The organism is Sphingomonas sp. (assembly GCF_035758555.1).
Classification (GTDB): domain Bacteria; phylum Pseudomonadota; class Alphaproteobacteria; order Sphingomonadales; family Sphingomonadaceae; genus Sphingomonas_B.
The window spans coordinates 1-12,011 of sequence record NZ_DASTXI010000227.1; the positions used below are offsets into that span (position 1 = coordinate 1).

A 12,011-nucleotide genomic window follows, 5' to 3' on the forward strand; every position below is an offset into this window, starting at 1 on the left:
TCGACTTCGCTCGGGACGAGCGAGGTGATGGAGCGGCACAAACTTGGGGTGGGTGATACCATTCCCGGTCCGGCCATCATCACCGATGCCTCCGCCACCACTGTCGTCGAGCCCGGCTGGACCGCGTGCGTCGATGCGCACCTGAACATGATCCTCGAACGCACGTCCCCCCGCGACTCCGCGCCGGCGATCGGCACCAGCGTCGATCCGGTGATGCTGGAGATCTTCAACAATCTGTTCATGGCGATCGCCGAGGAAATGGGCGTCGCGCTGCAGAACACGGCGACCAGCGTCAACATCAAGGAACGGCTCGATTTCTCGTGCGCGCTGTTCGACCGCGAGGGCGCGCTTATCGCGAACGCGCCGCATATCCCGGTGCACCTGGGATCGATGGGCGACAGCATCCGCACGATCATCGAGGCGCGCGGCGACAATCGCGACGGGCGCGGCATCCGGCCCGGCGACGTCTATGTGCTGAACGCACCCTATCGCGGCGGCACGCACCTGCCCGATATCACGGTCATCATGCCGGTGTTCGTCGATACCGATCCGGCGCCTGCCTGGTATGTCGCCGCGCGCGGGCACCACGCCGATATCGGCGGCATCGCGCCCGGATCGATGCCGCCCGACAGCAAGTCGGTCGACGAGGAAGGCATCCTGCTCGACAATGTGCTGCTGGTCGATGAGGGCCGGTTTCTGGAAGCGGAGATGCGCGCGATCCTGGCGTCCGGCCGCTGGCCCGCGCGCAATCCGGGTCGCAACATCGCCGACCTGAAGGCCCAGATCGCCGCCTGTGCGCGCGGGAGCGCCGAGCTGCGGCGTGTCGCGGAGGAGTACGGGCGCGACGTGATCGACGCGTATATGCGCCACGTCATCGCCAATGCCGAAGAGGCCGTGCGGCAGCTGATCGGGCGGTTGTCCGACGGCCATTTCGCTTACGAAATGGACAATGGCGCGGTGGTGAAGGTCGCTGTGTCTGTGGACCGTCAGGCGCGCTCTGCGACGATCGATTTCAGCGGCACCTCGGCGCAGCTGCCGGATAATTTCAACGCGCCGAGTTCGATCGTGCGCGCGGCGGTGCTGTATGCGTTCCGCACGCTGGTCGACGACGCGATCCCGATGAACGACGGGTGTTTGCGGCCGATCCGGCTGGTCATTCCCGTAGGCTCGATGCTGGCGCCGCGCTATCCCGCCGCGGTGGTCGCCGGGAATGTCGAGACCAGCCAGGTCGTGACCGATACGATCTTCGCCGCGCTGGGTGCGCTGGCGCCGAGCCAGGGGACGATGAACAACCTCACCTGGGGCAATGAGCGCTACCAATATTACGAGACGATCGCCGGCGGCGCGGGCGCCGGACCCGGTTTCGACGGCGCCAGCGCGGTGCAGACGCACATGACCAACTCGCGCCTGACCGACCCCGAAGTGCTGGAGGAACGCCACCCGGTGCTGCTCGAGCGCTTCGCGATCCGGCGCGGATCGGGCGGCGCGGGCGAATGGCGGGGCGGCGACGGCGTCGAGCGCCGCATCCGCTTCTTGGAGCCGATGCAGGCGAGCATCCTGTCGAACCGCCGCCGTGTCGCGCCGCGCGGGATCGGCGGGGGTGGTGATGCTTCGCCGGGCGTGAACCGGGTGATGCGGGCCGATGGGTCGGAGGAATGGCTGGGCGCGACCGCCTCGGCAGCGATGGAGCGGGGAGACACGATTGTGATCGAGACACCGGGCGGCGGCGGGTTCGGGGCGGCGTGAATTACCTCCCCCTGATCGGCATAGCGATCGTCGTTGTCGGCTTTCTCTTTCGCCTGAATCCCCTTGCCGTCGTGACGGCGGCCGCCATGGCGACGGGGCTGGCGGCGGGCAAGGGGCTGGCCGAAGTGATCGGCATTCTCGGCAAGGCGTTCAACGACAGCCGCTACGTCTCGATCGTCTGGATCGCGCTGCCGGTGATCGGGCTGTTGGAACGCTATGGCCTGCAGCAGCAGGCGCGGCGGCTGATCATGCGGTTCCGGCAGGCCACGACCGGCCGGCTGCTGATCGCTTATCTGCTGTTTCGCCAGCTCACGGCGGCTTTGGGCCTGACCTCGATCGCGGGGCACCCGCAGACCGTCCGCCCGCTGGTCGCGCCGATGGCCGAAGCCGCGGCCGAACGCGATGCCGATCTGGACGAGCGTCGCCGCGAGCATGTGAAGGCGATGGCGGCGGCGACCGACAATGTCGGCAATTTCTTCGGCGAGGACATCTTCATCGCGATCGGGTCGATCCTGCTGATCGTCGGCTTCCTCGACCAGAACGGCATCCACGTCGCGCCGCTGCATCTGTCGATCTGGGCGATCCCAACCGCGATCTGCGCCTTCCTGATCCACAGCGCACGGCTGCTTCTCCTCGACAGAAAACTGCGGTCCCCGAAACTCGCTCGTCCCGAGCACAGTCGAGGGGCGCCGCCTGCACGCTCGGGAGACACGCCCCTCGACTTCGCTCGGGGCGAGCGGAATTCTTCATGATCGGCCTCCCCGCTCTCTACACCTTCGCGGGGCTGCTGTTCGCGGCCTATGCCTGGCTGAGCGCCACCCGGCATCGGTTCGGCAACGCGGCCTTCTGGGCGCTGCTCGCGGCGAGTTTCCTCGGCGGCGACCGGTTCGGCGATTTCGGGAACGGGCTGCTGGTGCTGGCGCTGGTCGCGCTTGCCGGCACGGGAGCGCTGAAAAAGCCCGACGTCGGCGACGCGGCCGAGGACGGCGCGCGCCGCGGCAATTGGCTGTTCCTGCCGGCGCTGATGATCCCGGCCACCGCGCTCGCGGGGACCTTCCTGCTGCCGAACTCCGGACTGTTCGATCCGAAGCAGGTGACGTTGATCTCGCTGGGTCTGGGCGTGCTGATCGCGCTGGTGATCCTCTACGCCTGGCTGCGGCCGCCGGCGCTTTCGGCGCTGGAGGAAGGGCGGCGGCTGATCGACGCGGTCGGCTGGGCGGCGGTGCTGCCGCAGATGCTGGCGGCGTTGGGCGCGGTGTTCGCCGTGGCCGGGATCGGCGACCTGGTCGGCGGGATGGCGATTTCGGTGATTCCGCACGGCAGCCTGTTCGCGGCCGTCTTCGCCTATGCGATCGGCATGGTACTGTTCACGATGATCATGGGCAACGCCTTCGCCGCCTTCCCGGTGATGACGGCGGCGATCGGGCTGCCGCTGCTGGTCCACGGCTTCGGCGGCGACCCGGCGATCGTCTGCGCGATCGGCATGCTCGCCGGCTTCTGCGGCACGCTGATGACGCCGATGGCCGCGAACTTCAACATCGTCCCCGCCGCGCTGCTGGAGCTGGAGGACCGCAACGCGGTGGTGAAGGCCCAGGTCGGCACCGCCATTCCTCTGCTCGCCTGCAACATTCTCCTCATTTACTGGCTGGCTTTCCCATGACGCACACGCTCACGCCCGAAACCGCCGCGCGCTTCGCCGAGATTGCGCTGGGCCACGTCGCCCGCGAATATCCGCACAAGCTCGATCATGTGATGGACGGGCCGGAGGACGTGCAATCGCCGGCGCGGCTGCATCCGATCTTTTACGGCAGCTTCGACTGGCACAGCTGCGTGCACGGCTATTGGCTGTTGCTGCGCGTGCGCCGGCTGTTTCCGGAGCTGCCGGTTGCAAAACGGGTCGAGGCACTGGCGGACGAGATGCTGACGCCGGCCAAGGTTTCGGGCGAGCTCGCCTATCTCGACCGCGCCTATTCGGGCGGATTCGAACGGCCCTATGGTTGGGCTTGGGCGATCGCGCTCTGCGCGGAGGCGGCGAGACATCAGGATCGCGGCTGGGGCGAGGCGCTGCGCCCGCTGGCCGAAGCCTTTGCCGAACGGTTCAAGACTTATCTGCCCCGGCTCACCTATCCGATCCGGGTCGGTACTCATTTCAACTCCGCCTTCGCACTGACGCTCGCGCTCGAGTGGCCCGATCAGGACCTGCACCGGCTGATCGCGGAGAAGGCGCGCGGCTGGTTCGGCGAGGACCGGGACTGCCAGGCCTGGGAACCGGGCGGCGACGAATTCCTGTCGTCGGCACTCAGCGAGGCGCTGCTGATGCGCCTTGTGCTGGGCGACGACTTCCCGGCATGGTTCGCCGCCTTCCTGCCGCGCCTGACTGAAGGCGAACCGCGCAGCCTGCTGGAGCCGGTGTTCGTTTCGGACCGTAGCGACGGCAAGATCGCCCATCTGGACGGCTGCAATCTCAGCCGCGGCTGGTGCTGGCGGGAGATCGCCCCTGCCCTGCCCGCCGATGTCGCGGCCATCGCTCGCGACGCTGCCGACCGCCACCTCGCCGCCAGCCTGCCGCACGTCGCCGGCGACTATATGGGCGAGCACTGGCTCGCCACCTTCGCGATGCTCGCGTTGGAAGCCGGATAGGCGCAGCGCGCGACTCTTTCGCTTGCGCAATCCAGCGCTTATGATCGCGAGTCGATATCGGGCGCGAAATTATCGGATATCTGGGGGCGGGCCGGCGGGCGGGACAAGCGCGCGGCCCGGCATTGGGGGTGGAGAGTGCTGTGCGCGCGTTGAAATTGCTGGTTGCTTCGGCGGTGCTGACCATGCCGACGGTCGCGCCGACAGCGGAGGTGCGCCCCAGCCTCCAGGACAGCTTCGCGCTTGGCGGATCGGAAGGCGAAAGCCTCTGCCAGGTCGAATCGAAAGGCCGCGATCCTGCGATCGGCGGCATGTTCGATCGCGCCTGGGTGATCATCTGCCGCGACGCAGCCCGTCCGATCGGCCATCTCTACGGCCTGCGCGGCGATGCGCAAACCATCGCGGCGCGGCTGGGCCCGATCCGTGCCGCGGAAGCAAGCTGCGACCAGGCGCCTGCCGAAACGACGGTCGCCGACCTGGGCTCGGCAACACGGACCGACTGCCGCCTCAACGGCGCCGATGTCGGCTATCGCGTGTACCAGGTCCGACAGGGCGACACGGTGTGGATCGCCGAAGGCCTGGCGGGCTATGACGACGCCCTGACGCTGGGGCTGCGCACGGTCGTCGCGGACCGGATCGTACCCGGCAAGATCGAAGTGGCGACGACCGGCAGCACCGACCCGATCGCCTTTGCCCGCGTCCAGGCCGGATCGCTCGATCCCGACCGGGCGCTTGCCGAGGGCTATCGCCGCAACAATGCCGGCGCCTATGCCGAGGCCGCCGAGTTTTTCGGCACGCTTCAGGAGCGCGCCGACACAAGCGAGGACCGCACCGGCGAATATCTGATCAACGAAGCGCTGCAGAAGTCCAATCTCGGCCAGTTCGCGGAGGCCGACCGGCTGTTCGCCGAAGCCGACCGCATTCCGACCGCCGACCGGGTGCAGACGCGGCTGCGGCGCAATTTCCTCGCGCTCCACCTCATCAACCAGCACAAGCTCGACGCCGCGCTGGCCGAACTCGACCGGCCGGTCGTGCCGCTGACCGAACCGATGCTGGTGATCGGCGGCGCGGTCGAGATCGGCAACGACGTCGCGGCGGAGATCAACTCGGGCGCGGCGAGCGAACGGCTCGGCACCACCGAAGCCGGGCAACTGACGCCGGAAGAGCGCGCGATCATCCTCGACGCACAGGCGCTGCAGCTGCGCGGCACCGTCTATCGGCTGGAAGGCCGCAACGGGGAGGCACTGACTGCGCTGCAAGAAGCGCTCCGCCAGGCGGAATCGGTGCGCCAGGGCCGGGTCGTGTCGATCATCCGCCTGCGCTCGCAGATTCTCGCCGAAACCGGCGCCGCGCTGGAAGCAAGCGGCGATGTCGCGGGGGCGGAGGCGCGCCTGCGCGACGCGATCGCGCTGCTCGACCGGCGCTATCCGGACACCAATGTCGCCGCCGCGGCACGCAGCCGGCTCGCGGCGTTCCTGGTGCGCCAGGGCCGGACCGATGATGCACTGGCGCTCTACAAGACGGTCGTCGCCGACATCATCCGGCGCGGCAATGCGACGACGGGGATGAGCAACCTGCTCGCGCCCTATTTCGCGACCTTGGTGCAGCGTGCGCCCGCCAATCCGGCGCTGATCGACGATTTCTTCCTGGCGACCCAGACGCTGGTCAGGCCGGGCGTCGCCGATACCCAGACCCAGCTTGCCCGCCAGCTGAGCCAGGGCGCAGGCGAAGCTGCAAGCCTGTTCCGCCAGGCGACCACGCTGCAGCGCGAGGTGGAGCGCAGCCGCATCGGCCTGTCTGCCTTGCGCGGCGCCGACCAGCCGGACGAAGCCGCGATCACGGCCGCCGCGGCCGAGCTCGACCGGCTGCAGCGCGAGCAGGCGGCGATGCAGGCCAAGCTGTCCGCCTTTCCGCAATACCGGGCCTTGTCGACCGATACGCTGTCCATCGCCGATCTGCGTGCGGCGCTGAAGCCCGACGAGGCCTATCTGAAGCTGGCCGTGGTGGGGCAGACGGTCTACGGCACCTATGTCACGCCCGGCGACGCGGCGATCTACAGCCTGCCGATCACCGCCGATCAGCTCGACGATCAGGTCGACAAGCTCCGCGCGACGATCTCCACGGTCGAGGATGGACAGGTCTTCACCTATCCGTTCGACCTCCAGCTCGCGCGGAAGCTGTATGTCGAGCTGACGGGGCCGGTCGCGGACAAGGTTGCGCAGGCCAAGGCGATCATCTTCGAACCCGATGGTGCGATGCTGCGGCTGCCCTTGGCGCTGCTGCCGACCGACCAGGCAAGCGTCGAGCGCTATGCGGCGCGCGCAGCGAAGCCAGGCGCCGACAAATTCGACTTCACCGGAGTCGAGTGGCTCGGCCGCTCGGCGCGGATCAGCACGGCCGTTTCGGCCCGCGGCTTCCGCGATGCGCGCAAGGCCGCGCCTTCGGCCGCCGAGCGTCCCTATCTCGGCTTCGGCGACAACGCCCCCGCCTTTACCCGCGTCTCGCTCGCCAGAGGGCCGAATTCCGCCGATCCGTGCCAGTGGCCGCTGAGCGAGTGGAACAAGCCGATTTCGGCGCAGGAGCTCAGGGCCGCCGAAGCGGCGCTTGGTCCCGGCTCCGACATCGTGACCGGCGCAGCGTTCACCGACGAAGCGGTGATGGCACGGCCGGACCTTGCCAATTACCGCATCCTCCATTTCGCGACCCACGGCTTCGTCACCGCACCGCAGCCGCAATGCCCGGCGCGGCCGGCGCTGCTGACCAGTTTCGGCGACGCGCAATCGGACGGCCTCCTGTCGTTCAAGGAAATCTACGACCTGCACATGGATGCCGACCTGGTGCTGCTGTCGGCCTGCGACACGGCCGGCCGCGCGACCGTCGCCGCGACCCGCGAGGCGGGCGTGACGACTGGCGGCGGCAGCGCGCTGGATGGCCTGGTCCGCGCCTTCATCGGCGGTGGCGCGCGCTCGGTGCTTGCCAGCCACTGGCCGGCTCCGGACGAATTCCAGGCGACCGAACGGCTGATCAGCGGCCTGTTCCAGGCGCCGCCCGGCACCTCGATCGGCCAGGCGCTGCAGGCCGGCAAGATCAAGCTGATGGACGACGCGCGAACCTCGCATCCCTTCTATTGGGCCGGCTTCGTGCTGGTCGGCGACGGCGCGCAGCCGCTGGTCCGGACGAAGTGATCGAACCTTGAGCGACGTCGAACAGGCCGCGGGGGGAGCGGCGCAGCCTCTATCGAAGCGGACGGCGCGGATTGTCGGCCAAGTCGGCGCACCGCGGCTGGTCGCGACCGCGCTGATCCTGCTGGTTGCGGTGCTGATCGCCCGGTTCAGCTGGCAGATTCCGCTGATTTCCGACGCCGAGCGCGCACTCTACGACATCCGGCTGATGCTGACGACGCCGCGGGCGGAACAGGACCCGCGTATCCTGCTCGTCACCTATACCGACGACACGCTGATCAACACTCAGGTCCGCTCGCCGCTCGACCGCAAAATTCTTGCCGATGCGCTGCGGAATCTGGACGCAATGGGGGCGAAGGCGATCGCGATCGACATCATCGTCGACCAGCCGACCCCCAACGACGACTATCTGGTCGACGCCTTCAAGGCGATGAAGACGCCGACCTATCTGGCCTTCACCAGCGCGGCGACCAACGGCCGTTTCATCGAGCAGCGGCAGGAGGATTTCCTGCGCCAGTTCCAGAGCCGCATCCGGTCGACCTCGGTCCACCCGACCAGCATCGAGATCGAGACGGACAATGACGGCGTGGTGCGCAATTGGCCCAAGCAGCCGAAGACGCTGCCGCCGCTGCTGGCACGCGCGGTGACGGGAGCCCACGACAATTTCGACGAATATCATCGCGGCGTCCGCTTCCGCCTGCCCGCCTTCCAGGACCGCCCGGTGTTCGCGAAGCTGCCGATCGACCTTCTCGCCGATCCCGAAACGGCGCCGCTGATGGCGGAGCAGGTCAAGGGCCGCTACGTGCTGATCGGCGGCGACCTGCTCGATCTCGACCTGTTCGAGACGCCGATGAAGAAGATCAACGGCCAACGCACGATCGGGCTGGAAGTCCATGCCGCGATGCTCGCGCAACTGCTCGACGGGCTGCAATATGGCGGCATCCCCGCAGGGTCGACCTGGGCAGTGGCGCTGCTCGTCATCGTCGCGGGCACGCTGACGGCGCTGCTCGACGCACGGCCGTGGAAGCTGGCGGTGCTGATGGTCGGCCAGGCGGTGTTCTTCGTGCTGCTGCCTTTCTACCTTCAGTGGCAGGGCATCGACACCCAGTATCTGCCTGCGTTCGGCTGGGGCATCGGATGGCTGCTTGCCTGTTCCTCGGTCAGTGCGGCGGCTCGCGCCGTGGGCTCCCAGCAGCGCCGCTTCGCCCAGTCCGCGCTCGGCAAATATCTGCCGCGCGACATCGCCAGCGAGATCCTGCGCGATCCGGACCGCCTCGCGCTGCACGGCGAGAAGCGCGAGATTTTCGTCGTCTTCACCGATCTCGAAGGCTTCACCAAGCTCAGCCACGCGATTGAGCCGGAAATGGTCGCATTCCTGCTCAACAAATATCTCGATACGCTCAGCGAGACGGTGCTGCGCTATGGCGGCACGATCGATAAATTCGTCGGCGACGCCGTCGTCGCCTTCTGGGGCGCGCCGATCTCCCGCCCCGATGACGGCGAACACGCAGCCCGCGCCGCCTGGGCAATGTACGAGGCAGGCGAGGCTTTCCGAAAGGACGTGCCCGAAGGCGTGCCCGCGATCGGCCGCACGCGGGTGGGGCTGCACTGGGGCGAAGCGATCGTCGGCAATTTCGGCGGCGAGGGGCGCATCCAATACACCGCCCTTGGCGACAGCATGAACACCGCAGCGCGGCTGGAATCCGCGAACAAGCCGCTCAATACCAAGGTGCTGGCCAGCAAGGCGGCCGTCGAGCGCTCGGGGCTCGACTGGTGGCGGCCGCTGGGCCGCATCACCCTGCGCGGTCGCGCGACGCCGGTCGAAATTTTCGAACCTGTGCCGGAAGCCACAGCAGAGGAACGCGCGTATCTGACACAGCTCCTCAAGCGAATCGATGAAGGCGACGAATCCGCCTTCGACGAACTCGAAACATTGGCGCTAACCAATGTTCGCGATGCAGCGCTCGCGAACTTGGTGTATCGTCTGCAGCATATCGAACCGGGAGGCAGTTATGATCTGGGCTAGCAAAAAGAGGATGGCGCGAGCACTCGCCGCGGCCGCGCTCGCCGCGGCTCTGGGCGGAACGGCGCTCGCCGGGCCGGTGGTGGTCCGCGCGGTCGGACCCTCGGCCAAGGCATATCCGGCGGGCAAGAAGCTCGCCGATTCCGCGCAGCTGGTGCTGAAGCCGGGCGACACGCTTGTGCTGCTCGACGCGCGCGGCACCCGCACGATCAGCGGGCCCGGCACCTTCGCCGCGGTCTCGACCGGCACGCGCGCGGGCGCAACGCAGACGGCGTCGCAGATCCTGCGCACCAACAGCACGTCCGAGCGGCGGGGCGGAGCGGTGCGGGGCGGGCTGCCGACGATGGATACCCGCAGCCCGAACCTGTGGTTCGTCGATCTGAGCAAGAGCGGCACGATGTGCGTCGCCGATCCGCAGACGGTGCGCGTGTGGCGAATGTCGGGCGACAAGGCGGCGGACGTGAAGGTCAGCGGTGCGGGTGCATCCGGAACGATCAGCCTGCCCGCCGGCGCGACCGTCGCGGAGTGGCCGAAGTCGGTGCCGGTGACCGATGGCGGCGAATACACGATCACGATGGAGGGCATGGCGCCATCCACTATCAGGTTCGTGACGGTGCCGATGCCGTCGAACATCGAAGACACGGCATCGCAGCTGATCGCGAAAGGCTGCAACACGCAGCTCGATCTGCTGATCGCCACGACGTCGGCAGGCAGCAATTCGGGCTGACGAAACTGTCCTTTTCTGCGACGGCGCAGACGGGGCAAATGGTTGAAGCAAAAGGGAGCGGATGCTAGCCCGTTCCCTGAAGAGGCCATGGCGAATCGCGCCAGGCATGCGGCATTCCGGGGGACGCGAGCGCCGCACCCGCAGCAGAGCGTAGAGAGCGCCTGATCGGGCACGTGTAGGTGGGGGAACGCGATGCGTCGGGTGCGCAATGTTGTGGTGGCGTTGAGCCTGTCGGCTGCCTGGTTGCCGGCAGTGGCTCAGACAGTCCCGCCCACCGGCACCACCCGCGAAGAGATCGAACGGGCGCGGCCCGGACCCGCGCCGCGCGCAGCGACGCCGGGCATGACGGTCGAAAGCGATTTCGAGCGCGCGCCCTGTCCGCTGGCCGATCCCAAATACAAGGACATCACGTTCGAGCTGCGCGAGGTGCAGTTCGGCGGCCTCCGCTCCGTTTCGGCCGAGCTGCTGCGCCCGGCCTATGCCGACATGGTCGGCAAGACCGTCTCGGTCGCCGAAATCTGCGCGATCCGCGACCGCGCCGCAACGATCCTGCGCCGCGAAGGCTATCTGGCGGCGGTGCAGGTGCCGCCCCAGCGGATCGAGAACGGCGCGATCCGCTTCGACGCGCTGATCGCGAAGCTGGTCGGCGTGCAGGTGCGCGGGCAGGTCGGCCGGTCCGAGGAATTGATCGCCGGCTATTTGAGGCACATCCAGAACCAGGACGTGTTCAACATCCGGCAGGCCGAGCGCTATCTGCTGCTCGCCCGCGACATTCCGGGACTGGACGTGCGCCTGATCCTGCGGCCCGCGAACGCGGCGCCCGGCGAAGTGATCGGCGAAGTGACGGTGACGCGCACTCCGGTCGAGGCCGATGCGTTCGTGCAGAATCTCGGATCGCGGTCGGCCGGGCGCTGGGGCGGCCTCGCGCGCGTACAGCTGAACGGCCTGACCGGCCTCGGCGACCGCACGACGCTGAGCTTCTTCACGACCGCCGATTTCAACGAGCAGCAGGTGATCCAGGGCGGCCACAGCTTCAAGATCGGCGGCGAGGGCCTGACCTTCTCCGGCGATTTCAGCTATGCCTGGACGCATCCCGGGCTGACGCCCCCGCTCGATATCGACGCGCGCACCCTCTCCGCCTTCGCCGAAGTCAGCTATCCGTTCGTCCGCGCGCAAACCCGGAACCTGTTCGGCAGCGTCGGGCTGAACGTCGTCAACCAGAATGTCGACTTCAACGACGTGGCGCTCAACCGCGACCATATCCGCGTACTCTACGCGCGGCTCGACTATGACAGCGTCGATCCGCGCTCCGTCTCCAGCATCAACGGCTTTTCGCTGGGGCAGCCGCACTGGCGTGTGGCCGGCGGGATCGAGCTGCGCCAGGGCCTGGACCTGAACGCCAGCGACCGCTGCCAGCCGCGCCAGCTTTGCCTGCTCAGCCGATCCGCCGCCGATCCGACAGCGTTCGTGGCACGCGCGACCGGCCTGATCGAATACCGGCCGCAGCCGAACCTGACCTTCAGCATCGCTCCGCGCGTGCAATATGCGCCGCACAGCCTCGTCTCCTATGAGCAATTCTCGGTCGGCAATTTCACCGCCGGCCGCGGCTACGATCCCGGCGCGCTGACCGGCGACAGCGGCCTTGGCTTCCAGAGCGAAGTGCGGCTCGGTTCCCTGCTGCCGCGCACGATCGACG

The 12,011-nt window shown here is 68.0% G+C and carries 8 protein-coding genes; all 8 read left to right on the forward strand.

Annotated features, from left to right (window positions below; genetic code table 11):
• A partial coding sequence (locus VFT73_RS13525; protein WP_326412251.1) for a hydantoinase B/oxoprolinase family protein occupies positions 1–1,746 on the forward strand: 1,746 nt, incomplete at its 5' end.
• Positions 1,743–2,498: a DUF969 domain-containing protein gene (locus VFT73_RS13530; RefSeq protein ID WP_326412255.1), complete on the forward strand. Its 756-nt coding sequence runs from the start codon at positions 1,743–1,745 to the stop codon at positions 2,496–2,498. The genes VFT73_RS13525 and VFT73_RS13530, both read left to right, overlap by 4 nt.
• A complete protein-coding gene (locus VFT73_RS13535; protein WP_326412259.1) occupies positions 2,495–3,406 on the forward strand; it encodes a DUF979 domain-containing protein in 912 nt (303 codons plus the stop codon). Before VFT73_RS13530 ends, VFT73_RS13535 begins: the two co-directional genes overlap by 4 nt.
• Positions 3,403–4,386 carry a DUF2891 domain-containing protein gene (locus VFT73_RS13540; protein ID WP_326412262.1) on the forward strand — a complete coding sequence of 328 codons (984 nt, stop codon included), beginning with the start codon at positions 3,403–3,405 and terminating at the stop codon, positions 4,384–4,386. The genes VFT73_RS13535 and VFT73_RS13540 overlap by 4 nt, the downstream gene beginning before the upstream one ends.
• Positions 4,387–4,526: 140 nt before the next feature.
• The gene (locus VFT73_RS13545; protein WP_326412266.1) at positions 4,527–7,568 is read left to right on the forward strand and encodes a CHAT domain-containing tetratricopeptide repeat protein; all 3,042 of its coding nucleotides are present in this window, start codon (positions 4,527–4,529) and stop codon (positions 7,566–7,568) included.
• Positions 7,569–7,575: 7 nt separating this feature from the next.
• Positions 7,576–9,591 carry an adenylate/guanylate cyclase domain-containing protein gene (locus VFT73_RS13550; RefSeq protein WP_326412270.1) on the forward strand — a complete coding sequence of 672 codons (2,016 nt, stop codon included), beginning with the start codon at positions 7,576–7,578 and terminating at the stop codon, positions 9,589–9,591.
• A 10-nt stretch (positions 9,592–9,601) separates the two neighbouring features.
• Entirely contained in the window at positions 9,602–10,315 is a 714-nt protein-coding gene (locus VFT73_RS13555) for a hypothetical protein (RefSeq protein WP_326412274.1), read from the forward strand.
• A 252-nt stretch (positions 10,316–10,567) separates the two neighbouring features.
• The coding region (locus VFT73_RS13560) for a ShlB/FhaC/HecB family hemolysin secretion/activation protein (protein ID WP_326412278.1) at positions 10,568–12,011 on the forward strand (1,444 nt) is incomplete at its 3' end.

What these genes read in the sequence shown, in the direction of transcription:
- VFT73_RS13535 (WP_326412259.1), top strand. Translation starts at nt 2,495, where the DNA reads ATGATCGGCCTCCCCGCTCTCTACACCTTCGCGGGGCTGCTGTTCGCG.
- VFT73_RS13540 (WP_326412262.1), top strand. Translation starts at nt 3,403, where the DNA reads ATGACGCACACGCTCACGCCCGAAACCGCCGCGCGCTTCGCCGAGATT.
- VFT73_RS13555 (WP_326412274.1), top strand. Translation starts at nt 9,602, where the DNA reads ATGGCGCGAGCACTCGCCGCGGCCGCGCTCGCCGCGGCTCTGGGCGGA.